At 60.8% G+C, this 20,939-nt stretch carries 19 protein-coding genes; 10 read left to right on the top strand and 9 right to left on the bottom strand.

Features of this window, described 5'->3' with window-relative positions:
* Position 1: 1 nt before the first annotated feature.
* The 3 genes from IC37_RS06835 to IC37_RS06825 form a co-directional block, all read right to left on the bottom strand.
* Complete coding sequence (locus tag IC37_RS06835) at positions 2–613, bottom strand: PolC-type DNA polymerase III (protein ID WP_030129508.1); 612 nt, start codon at positions 611–613, stop codon at positions 2–4.
* 22 nt (positions 614–635) lie between these two features.
* Positions 636–1,115 carry an NYN domain-containing protein gene (locus tag IC37_RS06830; RefSeq protein ID WP_030129509.1) on the bottom strand — a complete coding sequence of 160 codons (480 nt, stop codon included), beginning with the start codon at positions 1,113–1,115 and terminating at the stop codon, positions 636–638.
* 141 nt (positions 1,116–1,256) lie between these two features.
* Complete coding sequence (locus IC37_RS06825; RefSeq protein WP_030129510.1) at positions 1,257–1,997, bottom strand: DUF2076 domain-containing protein; 741 nt, start codon at positions 1,995–1,997, stop codon at positions 1,257–1,259.
* A 177-nt stretch (positions 1,998–2,174) separates the two neighbouring features.
* Here IC37_RS06825 and IC37_RS06820 point away from each other — a divergent pair, with 177 nt between their 5' ends.
* Together IC37_RS06820 and IC37_RS06815 are read left to right on the top strand one after the other, a co-directional pair.
* Positions 2,175–2,849, top strand: a complete 675-nt coding sequence (locus IC37_RS06820; RefSeq protein ID WP_030129511.1) for a YciC family protein — start codon at positions 2,175–2,177, stop codon at positions 2,847–2,849.
* A 74-nt stretch (positions 2,850–2,923) separates the two neighbouring features.
* The gene (locus IC37_RS06815) at positions 2,924–4,006 is read left to right on the top strand and encodes an endonuclease/exonuclease/phosphatase family protein (protein WP_030129512.1); all 1,083 of its coding nucleotides are present in this window, start codon (positions 2,924–2,926) and stop codon (positions 4,004–4,006) included.
* Between the two features lie 139 nt (positions 4,007–4,145).
* Here the strand turns inward: IC37_RS06815 and hrpB are convergent, their stop codons facing one another.
* Positions 4,146–6,662: an ATP-dependent helicase HrpB gene (gene hrpB, locus IC37_RS06810; protein WP_030129513.1), complete on the bottom strand. Its 2,517-nt coding sequence runs from the start codon at positions 6,660–6,662 to the stop codon at positions 4,146–4,148.
* 109 nt (positions 6,663–6,771) lie between these two features.
* Between hrpB and IC37_RS06805 the strand changes: the two genes are divergently transcribed.
* Both IC37_RS06805 and IC37_RS06800 read left to right on the top strand, forming a co-directional pair.
* Complete coding sequence (locus tag IC37_RS06805; RefSeq protein ID WP_030129514.1) at positions 6,772–7,191, top strand: hypothetical protein; 420 nt, start codon at positions 6,772–6,774, stop codon at positions 7,189–7,191.
* A 30-nt stretch (positions 7,192–7,221) separates the two neighbouring features.
* Positions 7,222–8,118, top strand: coding sequence for a cation diffusion facilitator family transporter (locus IC37_RS06800; RefSeq protein ID WP_030129515.1), 897 nt, complete (start codon positions 7,222–7,224; stop codon positions 8,116–8,118).
* Here IC37_RS06800 and IC37_RS06795 read toward each other — a convergent pair.
* Positions 8,112–9,083: a DUF6515 family protein gene (locus tag IC37_RS06795; protein WP_030129516.1), complete on the bottom strand. Its 972-nt coding sequence runs from the start codon at positions 9,081–9,083 to the stop codon at positions 8,112–8,114. The genes IC37_RS06800 and IC37_RS06795 overlap by 7 nt on opposite strands.
* A 436-nt stretch (positions 9,084–9,519) precedes the next feature.
* Between IC37_RS06795 and IC37_RS06790 the strand changes: the two genes are divergently transcribed.
* Both IC37_RS06790 and IC37_RS06785 read left to right on the top strand, forming a co-directional pair.
* Complete coding sequence (locus tag IC37_RS06790; RefSeq protein WP_030129517.1) at positions 9,520–9,999, top strand: Lrp/AsnC family transcriptional regulator; 480 nt, start codon at positions 9,520–9,522, stop codon at positions 9,997–9,999.
* Positions 10,000–10,210: 211 nt separating this feature from the next.
* Positions 10,211–10,420, top strand: coding sequence for a DUF2788 domain-containing protein (locus IC37_RS06785; protein WP_030129518.1), 210 nt, complete (start codon positions 10,211–10,213; stop codon positions 10,418–10,420).
* On the opposite strand, the gene IC37_RS06780 is transcribed toward IC37_RS06785, so the two are convergent.
* The 4 genes from IC37_RS06780 to IC37_RS06765 form a co-directional block, all read right to left on the bottom strand.
* Positions 10,415–11,056, bottom strand: a complete 642-nt coding sequence (locus IC37_RS06780) for a pseudouridine synthase (RefSeq protein ID WP_030129519.1) — start codon at positions 11,054–11,056, stop codon at positions 10,415–10,417. The genes IC37_RS06785 and IC37_RS06780 overlap by 6 nt on opposite strands.
* A gap of 75 nt (positions 11,057–11,131) precedes the next feature.
* Positions 11,132–12,631, bottom strand: coding sequence for an AMP nucleosidase (gene amn / locus IC37_RS06775; protein WP_177409382.1), 1,500 nt, complete (start codon positions 12,629–12,631; stop codon positions 11,132–11,134).
* 149 nt (positions 12,632–12,780) lie between these two features.
* Positions 12,781–14,430, bottom strand: coding sequence for an acyl-CoA dehydrogenase family protein (locus tag IC37_RS06770; RefSeq protein ID WP_030129521.1), 1,650 nt, complete (start codon positions 14,428–14,430; stop codon positions 12,781–12,783).
* A gap of 75 nt (positions 14,431–14,505) precedes the next feature.
* Positions 14,506–16,884 carry a hybrid sensor histidine kinase/response regulator gene (locus tag IC37_RS06765; protein WP_030129522.1) on the bottom strand — a complete coding sequence of 793 codons (2,379 nt, stop codon included), beginning with the start codon at positions 16,882–16,884 and terminating at the stop codon, positions 14,506–14,508.
* A 427-nt stretch (positions 16,885–17,311) separates the two neighbouring features.
* Between IC37_RS06765 and IC37_RS06760 the strand changes: the two genes are divergently transcribed.
* The 4 genes from IC37_RS06760 (at position 17,312) to IC37_RS06745 (ending at position 20,846) form a co-directional block, all read left to right on the top strand.
* Complete coding sequence (locus IC37_RS06760) at positions 17,312–18,109, top strand: hydroxymethylpyrimidine/phosphomethylpyrimidine kinase (RefSeq protein ID WP_030129523.1); 798 nt, start codon at positions 17,312–17,314, stop codon at positions 18,107–18,109.
* A 32-nt stretch (positions 18,110–18,141) separates the two neighbouring features.
* Positions 18,142–18,765 carry a thiamine phosphate synthase gene (gene thiE / locus IC37_RS06755; RefSeq protein ID WP_008012634.1) on the top strand — a complete coding sequence of 208 codons (624 nt, stop codon included), beginning with the start codon at positions 18,142–18,144 and terminating at the stop codon, positions 18,763–18,765.
* Between the two features lie 18 nt (positions 18,766–18,783).
* Positions 18,784–20,067, top strand: coding sequence for a glutamate-1-semialdehyde 2,1-aminomutase (hemL, locus tag IC37_RS06750; protein WP_030129524.1), 1,284 nt, complete (start codon positions 18,784–18,786; stop codon positions 20,065–20,067).
* A 224-nt stretch (positions 20,068–20,291) separates the two neighbouring features.
* Positions 20,292–20,846, top strand: coding sequence for a tetratricopeptide repeat protein (locus tag IC37_RS06745; RefSeq protein ID WP_008070087.1), 555 nt, complete (start codon positions 20,292–20,294; stop codon positions 20,844–20,846).
* The last annotated feature ends 93 nt before the right edge of the window (positions 20,847–20,939 follow it).

Here is a 20,939-nt window from a genome sequence, read left to right as displayed (position 1 = left end):
TTCAGAACCCACGATACCGCTTCAAATGCTCATTGATCTTCGCCGCCGGCACTTTCTGCAAACTGACGAGCAGATCATGGGACAACTCCCGCAACCCATGCTTGCATCGCAACTCTTCAGCCAAGTGCGCCGTCAGGTTGGCCGCCATCTCGGCATCTGCCATGGCCCGGTGAGCCTTACCGGTATTGGGCAGGCTGGCGAAAGTGGTGAGGGTGCCGAGTTTGTGGTTCGGCGCGGCGGGCATCAGGCGGCGGGCGAGTAACAGCGAGCAGGCAAAGTTCTGCAAGCGTGTGCGTTTGATTCGCGCGAGCTCGTAGTCCCAGAACTTCTGGTCGAACGCAGCGTTGTGCGCCAGCAGTGGTGTGATGCCGACGAATTCATTGACCTCGTTCATCACCTGCTCGGCCGAGGGCGCGGTGCGCAGCATGGCGTTGCTGATGCCGGTGAGTTGCTCAATAAAAGCCGGCACCCGCACTCCAGCGTTCATCAGGCTTTGATAACGCTCGACGATGCGCCCCTGTTCAAGAATCACCACGGCGATTTCCGTGGCTCGGCAGCTGCTGCTCGGAGAGATCCCGGTGGTTTCAAAGTCGATGACTGCTATGCGTTCCAAACCTGTTTCAACTCCGTAAAAATCAATTCTTGAGCAGCAACGCGCCTTCGATCGGCACGTAACGGCTGGCGGCGCGGATCAGCGAGTTGGCGGTGAGACCGGGCACGCCATAGGCCACCGCTTGCACCCCGTGCTTGCTGATGATGCGCTCCAGCAGCATGTCGAAATCACCGTCACCGGAGGCCAGCACCACTTCGTCGACATGGTCGGCGGCGTCCATGATGTCGAGGGTGATGCCCACGTCCCAGTCGCCTTTGGCCGAACCGTCGCTGCGCTGGATGTAGGGCTTGAGCTTCACGATGAAGCCGAGATTGCGCAGGATCTGCTGAAACTGCTGCTGCTTGCTGTCGCCACGATCGATCGCATAGGCATAGGCCTCGACGATCTGCCCTTCTTTACTGACGTCAGCCCACAGCGCGGCGTAGTTGAAGTGGCAACCATAAGCCTGACGCACGGTGTAATAGAGGTTCTGGACATCGGCGAACACTGCGATTTTTTTCACCGTACATCCTCTTTGGCGTGCCGAAGCGCGGACAGGATCAGGCACCAGGCCCGAAAAGTTGCCCAGTATGCCAGCCCAAAGGATTGTTCCGCGAATAATCGGCCATGTGGCGAGGGAGCAAGCTCCCTCGCCACAGATGTATCAGACGAAGGAATCGTCGTCGCCACCGAAGAACGATGAGCTGTCATCGCTATAGTCGGCGTCGGCGAATCCGCCTTGATCGCTGGAGTTGTCAGCCACGTGCTGATCATTGCCGCTGTCGCTCTGATCGTTGACCTGAGCCGGTTCTTCCTTGATGACTTCAACCACTTCCGGCTGCTGATTGTGCTGGAACAGGCTGCTGATGCCCTGCGCCAGCATCACGCCACCGGCCACACCCGCTGCGGTTTTCAACGCCCCGCCGAGGAAACTGCCGCCGGCCGCCTGTTGTGGTGCGTAATTTTGCTGCGGTGCGGCACCGAAATTTTGCTGTGGCGGCTGCGCGTTGAACGACGGCCTCCCCGGTTCACGCCAGCCGCCATTCGACGGGGCTGCGCTTTGAGTCGGCGCAGGCTGTGGATCACGAGAGCCACCACCGAAGATGCTCGCCAAAAAGCCACCGCTGCTCGGCGCCGGAGCCGCCGTCTGAGACTTGGCCGACTGCAGTTCAGCCTGCAATTGCTGAACTTGTTGGGTGAGTTGCTTGTTCTGTTCGTCGAGGCTCTTGATGGCTGCCTCTTGCACCAGAATCGCCTGGGTCATGAAATAGCCCGCCGCTGGCTGGCGAGTCAGGTGTTCCTTGATCCGCGCTTCGGCCTGGGCGTCGCGCGGGGCTGAATCCGTTTCGGCCTGTTGCAGCCGGGAAAACAGTCCATCGATCAGGGTTTGTTCTTCGCTGTTCATGGCGACCTCATAGATTGCCGGGAAAATCGTCGCCCTCATCCACGGTGGATAAGGTGCTCACCAGTAATGGGGCTGATACAGGATGTTTCAATGACCTTTACCGAACGTTTACGTTTGCGCCCCAAAGGGGTTCATCGGTTAAAGTGAGGCACTGCTTTCAACCTGCGATACCGACTGATGAATCCGTTCGATGTACTGCGTGACTCGCTGTATTTCTTCAAGCGCAATCTGCGCCAGATCGTGCAGCTGTGCCTGCCGCTGGTGATTTTCGAGGCGCTGCTGCAACAAGTGGTCGACCACTCCACCGAGCCGGACGGCTTCCCCGGCATCAGTGTATTGGTCGGCCTGCTGGTGTATCCGCTGTACACCGCCGCACTGATCCTGTTTCTCGATGCCCGCAGCCGTGGCGAATCGCCGCGCACCCGCGACTTGCTGACGACCTCCGCGACCCTGTGGCCGCGTTTCGCCCTGTTGACGGCCCTCAATACGCTGCTGATCCTGATCGGCCTGTCGCTGTATTTCCTGCCGGGCATCTGGTTGATGGTGACGCTGGCGTTCGGCGAGTACTTGCTGGTGCTGCGTGGCTTGGCACCGCTGGCGGCGATGAAGGAAAGCCTGCGCCTGACCCGCGGGAATTTCCTGCGCATTCTGGTGTGCATTCTGTGCGTGATGGCCCCGCTGTGGGTGCTCAAGGGTGCGACGCTGGCGGTTTACCCTGATCCGCAGAACCCGGTGATCTCGCTGCTGATCGACAGCGCCCACAGCTTTCTGCAGCTGTTCACCAGCGTGGTGGTGTTCCGTTTGTTCATGCTGATCGCCGATGCGCCCGAGAAAGCTGACGGAGCGCTCTGAGCGCTCTACCCTTGGGCTCGGGCGCTGCTCTCGGTTATGCTCGGGGTCAATTTTGTAACGCGATAAGCCGAGCCATGACCCGTCTACTGCGCTACACCCTGCTGGGCCTGCTGATTGCCATCGGCCTGATTGCATTACTGATCTACAGCCTGACCTGGCGCCCCGAAACCAAGGAAGCGCTGCCGGTCAGTTGCAACGCCCAGGCGCCGACGCTGGTGCCCGGCCAGGCACTGAAGGTGATGACCTGGAACGTCCAATATCTGGCAGGCAAGCGCTACGTGTTCTGGAACGACCTGGCCGCAGGGAACGACGAGAGCCCTACACCTGAAGACATGGCCTTCAGCCTCGATGAAGTGGCGCGGGTGATTCGCGACGAGCAACCGGACATCGTGCTGTTGCAGGAACTCGATGACGGCGCCAAGGCCAGCGACTACCAGAACCAGCTCAAGCTGCTTCAGGATCGAGTCACCGACCTGTATCCGTGCAGCGCTCAGGCCTTCGACTGGAAAGGCGACTTCGTACCTGAACCGCATATCTACGGCAGCGTTGGCCGGCAATTGGCAACCCTGAGCCGCTACCAGATCGAACACGCCGAACGCCTGCAATTACCGGTCGCACCGACCAATTTCATCAGCCGTCAGTTCAAGCCGAAAAACGCCTTGCTGGTCACTCACCTGCCATTGAGCAACGGCGGCCAAATGGCCGTGGTCAACACCCACCTGGACCGTGCCACCACCCCGCTCGACGAAACCTTGCAAAGCCAGATGACAGCCGTGGCCAAGGTCCTCGACAAATATGAAAGCCGCGGCACACCGTGGTTGATCGGTGGTGACTTCAACCTGTTGCCGTTGGGCCAGTATCGACGCCTGCCCGCTGAACAACGCACGCCCTACTCCGCCGACAGCGCGCTGCATGTGCTGTGGGACAAATACCCGATGATCCCCACCAACAACGAAGCCAGCGGTATCGACCGGGCGCAATGGCTGACGCATTACCCGAATGACCCAGGCTTGAACGGCCCGGACCGGACCGTCGATTACCTGTTCTACAGCCCACACCTCAAACGGGTCGAGGCGCGAGTGAGGCAGGACGATACGTTGCGCATTTCCGATCACTTGCCGGTGATTGCACGGTTCCTGTTGCCGGCTGCGCCTTAGGTCAAAGCTTCGCGAGCAAGCCCGCTCCCACACTGGATCGCGGTGGTACACAAGTGCTGTGCTCACTGAAGATCTAATGTGGGAGCGGCGGTGCGGCGATCCGACTTGCTCGCGAATGCCGCACTACCGATGCAACTGACTATTTACGAGGCTTGATCCGCGCCGTCGCCTCGGCCACCAGCGGATCATCCGGCCAGTAATGTTTCGGATAACGCCCCTTCAAATCCTTCTTCACCTCGGCATACGTACTGCGCCAGAAGTTCGCCAAGTCCTGCGTCACCTGCACCGGCCGGCGTGCCGGCGACAGCAGATGCAGTTTCACCACTTGCCGGCCACCGGCAATGCGCGGCGTTTCGGCCAGACCAAACAGCTCCTGCAAACGCACCGCCAGAATCGGCGGTTGTTCACTGTAATCCAGACGAATCGATGAGCCCGACGGCACGCTCAAATGATGCGGTGCCAGCTCTTCGAGCCGTTGCGGCAGCGGCCACGGCAACAAGTTGTGAACGATGCTCGACAGGTCCAGATTGGCGAAGTGACTGAGCCGCGAGACTTTGCCCAAGTACGGCATCAACCAGTGTTCGAGACTTTTGAGCAGTGCAGCGTCGCTGACATCCGGCCACTCGCTCTGGCCCTGACTACTCAAGTCTAACTGACGCAACAACGCCACCCGCGCCTGCCACTGACGCAACTCCGGGGTCCACGGCAACAACTCCAGACCTTTGCGCCGCACCAGATTCACCAGCGCCTGACTGCGAGCGTTTTCATCGAGCCCGGTCAGCGGTTCGCGGCTGAGGATCAACTCGCCGACCTTGCGCTGACGCTCGGCCCGCAGCACGCCTTCGCGCTCATCCCAATCCAGTTGATCGACGCAACGCACCTGCTCGGCCAACACCGAATCGAACAACGCCGGATCGAAATCCGTCGCCAGATAAATCCGTTCTTCACGCTGGCCCTGGCGACTGCCCAGATCGGCGATCACCAGCCACGGTTGCTTCATCAGACTGTCCGCTTCGGCAAACAGCGCCGCACGACCGTTGGCCAATCGATATTCAGCGCCACCGGCCCGCCGCTGTTGGGCGACTCGGTCGGGATAAGCCAACGCCAGCAACGCACCAAGCCAGCGCGGATGCTCGGGATCGCTGACCGGCTCCGACGCTTTGCCACGCAAGTAACCACGATATTGCCGCGCCAGTTGCCGGGCCCGTTGAACGCCGCCCTGAGCACCACGAGCGGCTCGCTCTTCACCGGACAGCAGCACCAGCCGACTGTGCAGATCCGCGCCAGCACCACGCAAAATATCCCGCTCACCGAGCAATGCCGCGACATCGCAGGCCATTTCGGCGAGACCGAGCGCTTGGCCTCGCAACAGCAAATGGGCGATCCGTGGATGGGCCGGCAGTTCGGCCATCGCCTGACCATGACGGGTCAGCGCTTCGCCCTCCAGTGCGCCTAAACGCTCAAGCAAATCCTGAGCCTGTGCATAAGCCGCTGCCGGAGGAACATCCAGCCAAACCAACTGACCCGGTGTCACGCCCCAACGCCCCAGTTGCAAGGCCAGCCCGGCAAGGTCCGCCGAGAGAATTTCCGCACTGGCGTAAGCCGCCAATTGTTCGTGCTGATCCTGCGACCACAACCGATAACACACGCCCGGTTCCAACCGCCCGGCCCGGCCCGCGCGCTGCGTGGCACTCGCTTTGGAAATGCGTTGGGTGTCGAGGCGGGTCATGCCGCTGCCGGGGTCGAAACGCGGTACTCGCGCCAGCCCGGCATCGATCACCACGCGCACACCGTTGATGGTCAGGCTGGTCTCGGCGATGTTGGTCGCCAGCACCACTTTGCGTTTGCTGGCGGGCGCCGGATCGATCGCGGCGCGTTGGGCGGCGAGGTCCAATTCACCGTGCAACGGGCAGAGCAAAACCTGTGTGCTATCGCCCAGTGCATCGGCGAGTTGCTGATGCACCCGACGGATTTCCGCCTGCCCCGGCAGGAACACCAGCAGGCTGCCGGTCTCATCGTTCAGCGCGTCGAGGATGGTCTGCACCACCTTGGGCTCGATAAATTCACCGGGCTGAAACGGCCGGCCCCAACGCATCGCCACCGGATACATGCGACCTTCGCTGCGCAGGATTGGCGCATCATCCAGCAACCCGGCCAGGCGTTCGCCTTCCAGCGTCGCGGACATCAACAGAATTTTCAGCGGTTGGTCGTCGCGAAACAGCTCGCGGCCATTGAGGCTCAGGGCCAACGCCAGATCGGCGTCGAGACTGCGCTCGTGGAATTCGTCAAAGATCAGCAAACCCACGCCTTCCAGCGCCGGATCATCCTGCAAGCGCCGGGTGAGGATACCTTCGGTGACCACTTCGATGCGGGTGTGGGGGCCGACTTTACTGTCGAGACGAATGCGATAGCCAACGGTTTCGCCGACCTTCTCACCCAGCTCACTGGCCAACCGCTCCGCCGCCGCCCGCGCGGCTAATCGGCGCGGTTCGAGCATCAGAATGGTCTGCCCGGCCAGCCACGGCTCATCGAGCAAGGCCAAGGGCACGCGGGTGGTTTTACCGGCGCCGGGCGGTGCTTCGAGCACGGCTTCGTGGCGTGTAGCGAGGGCTTCACGCAGGGCGGGTAAAACTTCATCAATCGGCAAAGAAATCATGCTGGCTCCCAAACAGAGCGGCGAGTATAACGGCGAACTGCTCGGCGTTTGTCGCGGTCCTAATTCATACAGACGCCCCTTCGTTTCCAGATGACTCAGGAGATTTCAAATGCGTGCTCCCTTTCGCTTGATCGGCGGTGTACTGGTCGCGGCCTTGCTGACCCAGGTGACCGCCTGCGGCTCGATTTTCTACCCGGATCGTCGCGGTCAGATCGACGGCAAAATCGACCCGGCCATCGCCGCGCTGGATGCTGTGGGTCTGCTGTTCTACATCATCCCTGGCCTGATTGCCTTTGCGGTGGACTTCGCCACGGGCGCCATTTACTTCGAACCCGGCCGGACCGCTCAGGTGGCTCCGGAAAAACTCAAGGACGCCATCGGCGCCGATGGCAAGGTCGATAACCACAAGTTGCAGACTATTCTGGAAAGTGAACTGGGCCGCAGCTTCCCGCTGGACGATCCACGCCTGATCCAGCACAAGGGCAGCGCCCAGCAACTGGCCATGTTCGGCCTGCAACCCGCCGCGTAATCGGTGCACTAAAAAGGAAAAGCCGCACCTATGACCACCAGTACCGAACACGCCCGCCTGCTGCGGCTGGCGACGCGCGCCTCGGTGGCGGTCGCGTGCATATTGATCATCGCCAAAGCCATCGCCTGGTGGCTGAGCGGTTCGGTGAGCATGCTCGCCGGGCTGACCGACTCGGCACTCGATGGCGTCAGCTCGCTGCTCAATCTGCTGGCCGTGCATTACGCCTTGCGCCCCGCCGACGACGATCATCGTTACGGGCATGGCAAGGCCGAATCATTGGCGGGCATGGCTCAGGCGCTGTTCATTGGCGGCAGTGCCGTGCTGATTGCCTTGCAGGCGATCGAACGGTTGAAACATCCGGAGCCGGTAGGCGCCGCGTGGCTCAGCATCGGGGTGATTGTGTTTTCCCTCGCCCTGACCGTGGCCCTGCTGATGTTGCAGCATCGGGTAATCAAGGCAACCGGTTCCAATGCCGTGAGTGCCGACTCCTTGCATTACCGCTCGGACCTGCTGCTCAACGGCAGCATTCTGATGGCGCTGGTGCTGGCCGGGTTTGGCTGGCATCAAGTCGACCCTTGGTTCGGATTGGGGATCGCCGCCTACATTCTCTGGAGCGCCATTCATATCGCCCGGGAAAGTTTTGCGGTGCTGATGGATGAAGAGCTGCCGCCGGATGTCAGCCAGCACATGCTGGAACTGGCCTGCAGCGTACCGGGCGTTTTGGGCGCCCACGACTTGCGCACACGGATTTCCGGCAACCAGTGGTTCGTGCAATTGCATCTGGAATTGCCGGGGGAGCTGACCCTGTCAGTCGCCCACGGCATCAGCGATCAAGCCGCCGATGCGATTCACGCCGCCTACCCGCGAGCCGAAGTGCTGGTGCACGCCGACCCGCAGGAAGTGGTGAAAGCCGCCAGGGCTCAGTAACTCACCTGATAACCGCGACTGCTCAGGCAGTTGCCTTGGGCCTGTCGGTACACTTGCACCACCGACGGGGCCGGTTGATAGGTGATAGCGCGCGGATCGAAACCGCTCTGTTCCACCGCCCAGCGATAGCACTCGTAACCGTCCCGACTGACCTCTTCTGGCGACTGGCCGTTGGCCGGATATGCCACCACGTCATAACCACTGCTCACCGGTTGCGGCTGCACGGGGGGTTCGACCACGACGTAATCCCGAGAGCTCTCCTGATAGGCGTAATACGAGCCCGCCGCCAGGAACAACAGCGCGCCGCCAATCCACACTTCACGCGCGTAATCGGGCAAGTAGCGGACCCGAATCCCGCGAGGCGGCTGAACCACCACGTAACGCGGGCCTTGCGGGCGATACCAGTAACCACCGGAATAGAAATAATCCTGGCCGCGATACGGCACGCGGTAGTTGCGGTTCGGGAAGCGGTCGATCACGTGCCCTGGACGATACTGCGGGCCGGGCCCCCAGCCATTGCCGTGCCCATCCGGGCGACCGGGCCAGCGACGGTCATCGGACCGCTGGTTGTATTGGTTGCGCCGCGGCTCGTCCTGATAATAGCCACGCCGGGGTTCCTGGGTCTGGCGCACGGTGTCGGGCCGACCCTGGATCGGCAAATTGTTACTCGGTTGTTGCGGCGGCCGGCCCTGAGTATTGGGATCATGCGACGAGCGGTTTTGCCGCTGGCCGCCCTGATTCTGATCGTGAAGCTCGAACTGGCGGCTGTTGTCGCCACGAATGATTTCGTTGTTCTGCCGGCGTGGCTGATTGTTACCGTCATGACCCTGACCTTTGCCCTGATGATCCGCCCCACGCTCCCCACTATCGGGACCGCGATATTGCGGCTCATCGGCAAGCGATTGCGCAGTGACACTCACACACAGCAAACCAACACCGGCCAAACGCCAGATGCTCGACTTCATGCTTTTCCTCACTGCGGGTTAGGGTCTGTACGTAAGACTGGGAAAGCACAGGCCGGTTCTGCAACAGGTTATCAGTCACGCAACTTATTTATTGAGGGGGCGCCGATAAATTCCGGGCAATAAAAAAGGGAGACCCGTCGGCCTCCCCTTGAGAACTTCGTCCGTGCTCGACGCTTATGACGTCGGCTCACCTCACGCCGTCTTCTGGACAGTGTGTAGCTCGGGGGCCGACACATCCCCGGTGGGGGTGGCGACCGCAGCTGGCCTGATTGGGCGAGCCGCACTGGACTGTTTGTCCGAGCAGTGATTCTGGTGATAAGAATAGGCCCGGCGCGGCGACAGAGGATTGCGAAGATTGCTCAAATAAACATCACTTGCGCAATTTTTAACTCAGGATAGATAATCCGCCGCAATAGTTATGACAAAGGCCTGATTGATGAGCAAACTCGACCGATACGACCTGAGCATTTTGGCTGAACTGCAGCGCGACGCGCGCATCTCCAATCAGGAGTTGGCCGAACGCATCGGCCTGTCGCCTTCGCCTTGCTCGCGGCGGGTCAAGCAGCTGGAAGACGACGGTTACATCACCCGCCAGGTCGCCCTGCTGGACCGCAAAATGCTCGGCCTGAGCCTGACCGCTTACGTGCTGATAGGTATGGATCGCCATACACCCGAGCGTTTCGAGAACTTCGAAGCCGCCATTCGCACCTTGCCGCAAGTGCTGGAATGCAGCCTGGTGACGGGGATGGATGCGGATTATCAGCTCAAAGTGGTAGTGCCGGACATGGATCACTATCAGAAACTGCTGCTGGGGCATCTGACCCGGATTGAAGGGGTGACCAGTGTGCGCTCGAGTTTTGTGTTGAATCAGGTGCTCAACAGCACTGAACTGCCGCTTACTCATCTGCGTAACTGAGGACGCCATCGCGGGCAAGCCCGCTCCCACAGGTTTTGCGTCAGTCACAGTATTGCGCTCGACACAAAACCTTGTGGGAGCGGGCTTGCCCGCGATGGCGTCGGCACAGGCGACGAATAGCTGCGACACACTGCCGCAGGTCAATACTTCACCAATCCCCCTTGGCATATACTCCCCCGCGTTTTAGCCCCGCCCGCGCTGGAGATGTTCGATGGATCCTGCAGTATTCGAAGAGTGGATGATGACTGGCCTGGTCAGCATTCTGATCATTTTCATGGGTTTCATCGTCTGGGATCTGGCGAAAAAATCCAAGGCCGGGCGCTTCGGCTCGTTCATTCTGTTCTTCGTACTGGGGCTGGGTGTGGCCGCATTCGTGGTCAAAAGCGTGGTCATCGGCATGATCGAATCCGGCACTCTATAAGCGCGCCGGCACTTCCTTCCACTGGCCCTGATCGAGCCCCTCGATCGACCAGTCGCCGATTCTGACCCGCACCAGCCGCAACGTCGGCAAGCCGACCGCCGCGGTCATGCGCCGTACCTGACGGTTGCGGCCTTCACGAATGACCAATTCCAGCCAACTGGTCGGCACGCTTTTACGAAAGCGCACCGGCGGGTTGCGCGGCCACAGTTGCGGCTCATCCAGTTGTCGCGCTTGGGCCGGCAATGTCATGCCATCGTTCAGTTCGACGCCATCGCGTAAACGCTGCAACTGCTCGGCGCTTGGTTCGCCTTCCACTTGCACCCAATAGGTCTTGGCCAGTTTGTGTTTCGGGTCGGCAATTCGCGCCTGAAGCTGGCCGTCGTTGGTCAGCAACAGCAAGCCCTCGCTGTCGCGGTCCAGCCGTCCTGCCGGGTAAATCCCCGGAATCTCGATGAAGTCCTTGAGCGTCGCCCGCCCTTCGCCGTCGCTGAATTGCGTCAGCACATCGAAAGGTTTGTTGAACAGAATCAGCTTCGGCTCGGCCGGTGGCGCTTTGGCGACACGGCGCGGGGCTGAAGAGGATGGCGCAGGCTTCACGCCGGGGCGGCGGGAAACGGGACGTGGAGGACGAGACATGGCGAGAAGAACATCTAACGGTCAGGGCTGCTAATGCTAGTGCCCCAACCGCCAAATGACCATGACAACTCTCTATTAGCGGAACGGCGGCTCGTCGAAGCTGCGCAGTTTGCGCGAGTGCAGTGAGTTGAGCTCGGTGCGCAACAGATCCACCGCCTCGATGCCGATTTTCAAGTGCTGGCTGACCGCGCGCTCATAGAAGGCGTTGGCCGAACCCGGCAGTTTGATTTCGCTGTGCAACGGTTTATCCGATACGCAGAGCAATGTGCCGTACGGCACCCGCAAGCGATAACCCTGCGCGGCGATGGTGCCGCTTTCCATGTCCACCGCCACGGCGCGGGACAGGTTGATCAGCGGACGCTCCTGCGCCCAGCGCAGTTCCCAGTTACGGTCGTCGTAGGTCAACACGGTGCCGGTGCGCAGGCGCTTCTTCAGCTCATCGCCCTTTTCACCGGTGATGTTGGCCGCCGCTTGTTGCAACGCCATCTGCACTTCAGCCAGGGCCGGAATCGGAATGTTCGGCGGCACTACGCGGTCGAGAATCCCGTCGCGGCGCATGTAAGCGTGGGCCAGTACGTAGTCGCCAATGGTCTGCGACTGACGCAAGCCGCCGCAGTGGCCGATCATCAGCCAGCAATGCGGACGCAGCACCGCCAGGTGGTCGGTGATGTTCTTGGCATTGGACGGGCCGACGCCGATGTTCACCAGGGTCACGCCATGGCCGTCGCTGGCGATCAGGTGATAGGCCGGCATCTGATAACGATGCCAGACCACACCCGCGGCAATTGCCGAGGCTTCGCCGTGGTCCATGCTCTTTTCGATGATCACGTTGCCCGGCAACACCATGCGCACAAAACGCGGATCGTTGCGCAGTTGTTCCAGGCCATGAACGATGAACTGGTCGACGTAGCGGTGGTAGTTCGTCAGCAGAATCCACGGCTGCACATGGCGCCAGTCGCTGCCGGTGTAATGCACCAGTCGGCGCAGGGAGAAGTCCACCCGCGCGGCGTCGAACAGGGCCAGTGGCAGCGGGTCGGTGTTTTCCCAATCATACAAACCATCGGCAATGCCATCGGTCGCGGCCGACAAATCCGTACTCGGGAACACTCGCGCCAGCACCGCCGCCGTGACGCCGGAGCCGGCCAGTTCATCGCCCTGCTCGACCACGTACGGATAAGGAATGTTCTGCTGACTGACGCCGACTTCCACGGTCACGGTGAAGTCGTGCATCAACGGGACGAGTTGTTCCAGCAGGTATTTGCGGAAGGCTGCCGGATGAGTGACGGTGACGCTGTAGGTCCCCGGCAGTTGAACCTTGGCATAGGCGCGAGTGGTCTGTGGGACTTCGCCCTGGCAAAGGTAGGTCAGACGCAACTCGGGATAACGAAACAGAGCACGCTGCTCAGCGTCCGGCTCGATGCGATCCTTGAGATAACGCTTGAGCGCCTGATTCAGCGCGGTGGTTGCACGTTCGTGCAAGGCAGCAAGCCGATCCACGGCTTGCTCGGCGGTTTGAACGACAATAAACGCTTCGGTCACGATCAGCTTCCTGTGTTCTGACTTGCAGACCTTCATCTTGCCTGCATCGTCGCTTCACGGGAACCCTGTGGGAGCGGGCTTGCTCGCGAATGCGGTTTACCATTCAACAATGATGTTGACTGACAGGCCGCATTCGCGAGCAAGCCCGCTCCCACATTTTATTTGTGTCGATCACAAAGGGGTCGTCAAAACCCTTGCGGGGTCGACCGAGCCACAATCGCTTCCACATCCAGCCCGCGCGGCAACGTTCCATACACCCGACCGGCCGAACCGAGGCGGCTGGCGATGAAAGCATCACTGACCGCCGCATTCCCCGCCTCCAGCAACAGCTTGGCCTGAAGCCCCAAGGCGATGTCCTCGGTGAGCTGGCGGGCGCGGTATTGAATATCGCCGGTGTCCTTGAACGCCGCCTGCAATTGGCTGATATGCGCGGCCAGGCGTTTATCGCCATGACCGTCGCCCAACTCACTGAACAACACATCGAGCACACCCGGCTCTTTCGACAACGCGCGCAATACGTCGAGGCACTGCACGTTGCCGGAACCTTCCCACGTCGAATTGACCGGTGCCTCACGATACAAACGCGGCAGGATGCTTTCCTCGACATAACCGGCGCCGCCCATGCATTCGGCAGCCTCATTGATCATCGCGGGCGCGCGTTTGCAGATCCAGTACTTGCCCACCGCCGTCACCAGTCGGGCGAATTTCGCTTCGTGCTCGTCATCCAGATGATCCAGCGCCCGGCCCATGCGCAAACTCAAGGCCAGCGCCGCTTCGCTTTCCAGGGCCAGGTCGGCCAGTACGTTTTGCATCAAGGGTTGCTCGCTGAGCAATTTGCCACCGACCTTGCGATGGGCGCAGTGGTGGCTGGCCTGGGTCAGCGCCTGGCGCATCAGCGCGCTGGAGCCGACCATGCAATCGAAGCGGGTCATGGCGACCATTTCGATGATGGTCGGAACGCCCCGCCCCTCTTCGCCGACCATCCAGGCCAGGGCGCCACGGAATTCCACTTCGCTTGAGGCATTGGACCAGTTGCCGAGTTTGTTCTTCAGCCGCTGTATGTAGAACTGATTGCGCGTGTCGTCCGGGCGATGACGCGGCAGCAGGAAACAGGTCAAGCCTTTGTCGGTCTGGGCCAGGGTCAGGAAGGCATCGCACATCGGTGCCGAGCAGAACCACTTGTGGCCCACCAGTTCATACGCCTGACCGGGACCACTGGCGCCGACCGGATACGCCTTGGTTGTGTTGGCCCGCACATCGGTGCCGCCCTGTTTCTCGGTCATGGCCATGCCGATGGTGACCCCGGCCTTGCGGGCCATGCCGACGTTGCGCGAGTCGTATTCGGTGGCGAGGATTTTCGGCAACCATTGTTCGGCCAGATTCGGCTGCAGGCGCATCGCCGGGACGCTGGCGAAGGTCATGGTCAGCGGGCAACCACTGCCGGCTTCAGCCTGACTGTGCAAATAGGTCATGGATGCACGCGCAACGTGGGCCCCCGGTTGCGGGTCGGTCCAGGGCAAGCCTGTCAGGCCATGCTCCACCGCCGTGCGCATCAACTCGTGGTAAGCCGGGTGAAACTCCACCAGATCGATGCGATGGCCATAACGGTCATGGCTGACGAACACCGGTTTGTTCTGATTGGCCGCAAACCCCGCCTCCATCAGCGGCCCGCCGGCCAGTGCGCCGTAAGCGTCGATCCGCGACTCGGCCCAACCGGCATCGAAACGCCGCGACCACTCCTGCAAAGGCAGGTCGATGCGATAAAGGTTGGTACCGTCCAGCGACGGTGGCTGGTTGGTGACTTCGTGGGTTTCGGCGAACTGATGCAGGTTCATGACAAGGCTCCTTTGGTCAGCCAAGGGACTTTCAGTTAAGCACCGCCCCGAGGATGAACAAAGTGGCATATATGCCTAACTGTCGGCGCTTTCGCCTTGCCCTGGACAGAGCACCCGCCGATAGAGCGCCGCCTGCAAATCTTCGAATTTCACCGGTTTGCTCAAATAGTCGACCAAGGTGTCGCTCGGGCAATAGGCCCGGTCCGCGCTCAGGGCAATCATGAACACGGGTAATTCGGCGCAACCCGGCAAGGCGCGGATCCGGCAGCAGATCGAGGCGCCATCCAGTGGCGGCAGCTGACCATCGAGCAGCACCGCGTCAACGGCTTTACGCTGCAAGTGATCGAGCGCAGCGACGCCACTGTCAGCGGCGCAAACGCGGAACCCAAGCTTGAGTAACATGCCACGCATCACCAATTGATTGATGCTGTTGTCATCGACCAGCAACACCGTGCAGTCCTGAGGCAAACGCAGGTGGGAGGTTTGCCGGATAATCGAGGGCGCAGATACCACCACCGGCAGCTCGAATTCGACGTCCAGCTGGAAGCGACTGCCACGACCCGGTTCCGAGCGATGGCTCAGGCGCCCGCCGAGCAACTCAACCAGTTGCCGACAAATGGCCAGGCCAACGCCCAAACCACCGTATTCACGGGTCATCGAGCCGTCGAGCTGGAAGAAGCGTTGATACAGCGTTGCCTCGTCCAAATCGGTAAAGCCAATGCCGGTGTCGATCACCGCAAAGGACAGCGCCAGCCGATCGGGCTCCACCGGTTTGCCCGTCACCCGCAGCGCCAACCCACCGACCCGAGTGAATTTGATCGCGTTATCCAGCAGGCACTCCAGGCATTGCGTCAGCTTGTCGCTGTCGCCGTGCAAACGATCCGGCAGCCCGGGCGTAACCTCGACTTTGAAGTCCAGCGACTTGCTCGACGCATTGCCATCGAACTGCAGGCGCAAGGCCTCGACCACACCGCGCAAACTGAACGTGTCCGGATAGACCTTGAGCTTGCCGGCCTGCAATTCGGTCAGCGTGAGGATACCGTTGACCATGCGCATCATGTCCCGCGCCGAACCTGCAGCCGTTTGCTGATACTGCTCCAGCTCAGGGTTCATCTCGACGGTCTGCATCAACTCCAGCGAACCGATCACACCATTCATGGGCGTACGCAGTTCGTGGGTCAGGGTGGCGAGGAATTCGTCCTTGAGCTTGTTACTGTGAGCCAGTTGCTGGTTCAGCACTTCGAGCTTCTGGCCGGCATCGAACAACGTCTGTGCCTGTTGCTCGCGCATGGCGTTGATGCGATCGGCCAGAGCCAGGGACAGCAGCGCCACTTCGATCGCCGAGCCAATCTGGCTGGCGTACATGGTCAGGAATACGTTGGGCAAATAACCCAGCACCATCAGGGTATTGACGACGCCACCGAGCAGGAACGCCGACCAGGCAATGATGAAATACCGCGCGACCCGCAAGCCACGCCACCAGGCGAAAATCCCGGCGGCGAAAATCACCACGGTGAAGACCAACGCCAACAGCGTCGCCAGACGCAGGGCCAGGGCGTAACTGGTCATCAACGACAACCCGACCACCAGCGCACTGAACGCAATCAACGCCAGCAGCAAACGGTCGAGCCAGCGACTGTGGGTGGCCGTCTGCAAAAAGCTGCGGGCGAACTGGCTGCCGAACAATCCTGAACAGCCGATGAAGAACGGCGTCGCAGCGTTTGCCCACCACGGATTGTTCGGCCAGAAATACTCCACGGCCGCGCCATTCACCGACAGCTGATACAAGCCGAACGAGGCGATATAGACGATGTAATAGAGGTAGCTGGTGTCGCGCACGCTGAGAAAGATGAACAGGTTGTAGACCAGCATCCCCAGCAACGCACCGTAAATCAGCCCCAGCACATAGAGCCGGACCGGCTGCTCTTGGAGGTAAGCGGTGCTTGACCACAAGGTGACGGGCGCCTGGATCGACCCTTGGCTTTGCAGACGCAGGTACACGGTTTGCGCCTGTTCAGGCGCAAAGTTCAGATCGAACAGATAGTTGTTCTGGCGGATCTCGCGAGTGGCGAACGGCAATGCATCGCCAGTCTGTCGGACCAATTGATAGTCACCGCCAGCATCGGCCAAGTAGAGATCAAGGTGATCGAGGGGCGGATAGGCCAACTCCAGCAACCAGGTCCGTTGTGCCGACGGATTGGTCGGGCGGTACTGCAGGTCGATTTTCAACCAGAACGCCGAACGTGAATAACCGGCATTGAGGGTGGCTTTATCATGGGGTTTGAACTGCCCAGCCGCCGCTTGCGCACGGACATCGGCGATGGTCGCCTGACCGCCCGCGTCTTCATAAACCTGCATCGTCCGGCCCAGGGGAAGGCTCTGGGTGAACTCGTCGAATTCGACGGCGCTCGCCAGGAGGGGCAAGCACAACAGCAACATCAGCAAATAGCGCATTTAAGCCCCAGCGTGGCCTGTCCGGTTCTGTCAGGAAGCCCCCCATTCCTTTTGAGTAGACGTAAAACCGGTATTACCTGTTATTGGTTTGGATCCACTCTAGCATAGCTGTTGATGGCTATTGAACACCATTGAAATTTTCCCTACAAAGGCTCTAGAACAAGCGTTCCAGCTCTATACATTGAGTTAGAGCTGTTGGTTGGTCAGGTTGTGACAATGCCTCAGTGCGTAGCGATTCCTGTGGCGAGGGAGCTTGCTCCCGCTGGGGTGCGAATCGCCCCCCTTTGCCTTCTGCCTGGAACACCGCATCGGCAGGTTTACGACTGCTTCGCAGCCGAACGGGAGCAAGCTCCCTCACCACAATGTATCAGCCGGACAGGATGTCGCAGCACCCGAAAAAATAAGTTTGGTGGTAAGCTCGCGCACCATGAATATCTACAGCTCTCGCCCCGTTGTCCTCTGTCTCTCCGGCCACGACCCAAGTGGTGGCGCCGGCTTGCAGGCAGATATCGAAGCCCTGCTCGCCCAGGGTTGTCATGCGGCGCCAGCCGTCACCGCCCTGACGGTGCAAGATACCGTCAACGTCACTGACTTCCGCGTTCTCGATCGCGAGTGGGTGTTGGCCCAGGCCAACGCGGTGCTCAACGACTCCGAAGTCGCCGCCGTCAAACTGGGCATGCTCGGCTCCCTGGAAATGGTCGACACCGTAGTCGAACTGCTTTCAGCGCACCCGCATTTGCCGGTGGTCTGCGACCCGGTGCTGCGCGCTGGCGGCGGCGGACGACTGGGCAAAGACGAAGTCGGCTACGCGATGCGCGAACGCCTGCTGCCACTGTCGATCATTGCTACCCCCAACCTTCCCGAAGCCCGCATCCTCGCCGAACTGCCCGAAGGCACCGCGGACGAGTGCGCTGAAAAACTCCTGCCGTTCGTCAAACACCTGCTGATCACCGGCGGCCATGGCGACGAACACGAAATACACAATCGTCTGTACAGCCGCGACGGTCGCCGCGAAACCTTTACCTGCCAGCGCCTGCCCGGCAGCTATCACGGTTCCGGTTGCACACTGGCCAGCGCCCTCGCCGGTCGCCTGGCCCAGGGGGAACACCTCGTCAGTGCCGTACAGAGCGCGCTTGACTACACTTGGCGCACCCTGCGTGATGCGGAGCAGTTGGGCAAGGGCCAGTTCGTGCCGCGCCGCCTGCCGCTGGATTTCTGTTCGTAACTTTCTATTAGTGATGCGGTGAGGCTTGTCCGATGAAACTACGTGGCCTGTACGCCATTACCGACAGCCAGTTACTGGCCGGTAAATTTCTTTCGTACGTGGAGGCGGCGCTCGAAGGCGGCGTCACTCTGCTGCAATACCGCGACAAGAGCAGCGACGAAGCCCGCCGCCTGCGCGAGGCCGAAGCCCTGCGCGATCTGTGCGAACGCTACAAGACCCAACTGATCATCAACGATGACGCCGAACTGGCCGCGCGCCTGAACGTCGGCGTGCACCTGGGCCAGACCGATGGCCCGCTGATGCCGGTTCGGGCACTGCTCGGTCGTCAGGCCATCATTGGCTCGACCTGCCACGCGCAACTCGAACTTGCCGAACAAGCCGCCAAAGAAGGCGCCAGTTACGTCGCCTTCGGCCGCTTCTTCAACTCCAATACCAAACCCGGCGCACCGGCCTGCAGTCTCGAACTGCTCGATCAGGCCCGCAGCAAACTGCACCTGCCGATCTGCGCGATCGGCGGCATCACTCTGGACAACGCTGCGCCGCTGGTGGCCCACGGGGTCGATCTGCTGGCGGTGGTGCATGGTCTGTTTGGTGCCGAGAGCACGGCTGAAGTAACGCGCCGCGCCCGCGCCTTTAACGAATTATTCAAATCCTGATTTTTTGAGAGCCCGATCATGTCTCGTTCCGAAACCCTGTTTGCCAATGCCCAGAAACACATTCCCGGAGGCGTGAACTCGCCTGTTCGTGCGTTCAAGAGTGTTGGCGGCACGCCGCTGTTCTTCAAACACGCCGAAGGCGCCTACGTCACCGACGAAGACGACAAGCGTTATGTGGATTACGTCGGCTCCTGGGGGCCGATGATTCTCGGCCACAGCCATCCGGACGTGCTGGACGCGGTGCGCAAACAGCTGGAACACGGCCTGTCCTACGGCGCCCCGACCGCGATGGAAACCGAGATGGCCGATCTGGTCTGCTCGATCGTGCCGTCGATGGAAATGGTGCGCATGGTCAGCTCCGGCACCGAAGCGACCATGAGCGCCATCCGACTGGCTCGTGGCTTCACTGGCCGTGACAGCATCATCAAATTCGAAGGCTGCTACCACGGCCATTCCGACAGCCTGCTGGTCAAGGCCGGTTCCGGCGCCCTGACCCAAGGCGTGCCAAGCTCGGCCGGTGTGCCGGCGGCCTTTGCCAAACACACTCTGACCTTGCCGTTCAACGACATCGACGCGGTAGAAACCCTGCTCGCCGATGTTGGCCAGGACGTGGCCTGCATCATCGTCGAGCCAGTGGCCGGCAATATGAACTGCGTACCGCCGGCACCGGGTTTCCTCGAAGGCCTGCGCACCCTGTGCGACAAGCATGGCGTGGTGCTGATTTTCGACGAAGTGATGACCGGTTTCCGTGTCGCCCTCGGCGGTGCCCAAGCCCATTACGGCGTCACGCCGGACCTGAGCACCTTCGGCAAGATCATCGGTGGCGGCATGCCGGTTGGCTGCTTCGGCGGCAAACGCAAGATCATGGAGCAGATCGCGCCACTGGGGCCGGTTTACCAGGCTGGCACGTTGTCGGGTAACCCGCTGGCGATGGCGGCTGGCCTGACCACGCTGCGCCTGATCAGTCGCCCTGGTTTTCACGCCGAGCTGAGCGACTACACCAGCCGTCTGCTCGATGGCCTGCAACAGCGCGCAGACGCCGCCGGCATTCCGTTCGTGACCACTCAGGCCGGCGGCATGTTTGGCCTGTATTTCAGCGGTGCCGACGACGTCGTGACCTTCGATGACGTGATGGCCAGTGATGCCGGCCTGTTCGGGCGTTTCTTCCACCTGATGCTGGAAGGCGGTGTGTACCTGGCGCCTAGCGCCTTCGAAGCCGGTTTCACCTCGATTGCCCACGGCGAGCCCGAGTTGAAACTGACGCTGGACGCCGCCGAGCGTGCATTCGCCGCACTGAAATAAAGCGGCGACGCTGACGTTGGCGATTGCCAGCGTCAGCTTTCACCTACATTCGCGCCCTTTTTCCTACTCATCTGCTAATAATCTGCGCCAAGTGGGCGATATATTCCCCGCGCAGCAGAAAAACGAGTAAAGACTTTGTAAGGTTGGTCCCGCTTATTTCATAATGCGCGCTTATTGGATCCCCTCGATGGGTCCACGCGCCCCTCAGAGGTAAGTCGATTCCCATGAACCGCACCGGCCGCACCCTTGCACTGGGCTGCCTGTTGCTCCTTCAGCCCCTGCTCGCGCTCGCACAAGCAGGCGGCAACTCGTTGTTGATCCCGGCGATGGGTCGCTGCACCCTCAATACTCAGCCGCAAGACCTGACGCAAGCGCTCGCCGCCTGTCAGAAAGCGTCGGATGAAGGGGATGCGCAAGCGCAATACGAGTTGGGTGAGTTCTACTACGACGGCAAAAACGCGCCGCGCGACCTCAATCAAGCCCTGAGCTACTTCGAAAAGGCCTCGCTGCAAGGCCACGCCCAGGCGCAATTCAAACTCGGCACCATGTTCTTCCATGGTGAAGGCGTACCGGCCAATAATGTTCAGGCGTATATCGTGCTGAAAATGGCCGCAGTCAACGGTGCCGAAGAGGCGCTGGACACCGCCGACGAAGTCGCCGAGAAAATGCCCCGCGAAGATCTGGAAGTCGCGACCCAGGTGCTGGGGCAAATCTTCCGTAAATACCTGATGGAATTGCAGAGCGCCGACGGGCGTACGCCGTTTTCGCCACTGCCCTGATTTCTACACCGATCTTTCTGGCCCCTTCGCGAGCAAGCCCGCTCCCACATTTAACCGCGTTCGCGTTCCAACTTAAGGACACGGTCTAATGTG

Source organism: Pseudomonas sp. QTF5 (assembly GCF_000512695.2).
GTDB lineage: Bacteria > Pseudomonadota > Gammaproteobacteria > Pseudomonadales > Pseudomonadaceae > Aquipseudomonas.
The sequence above is the reverse complement of the archived record's forward strand: the minus strand, read 5'-3'. Positions and strand labels throughout refer to the sequence as shown.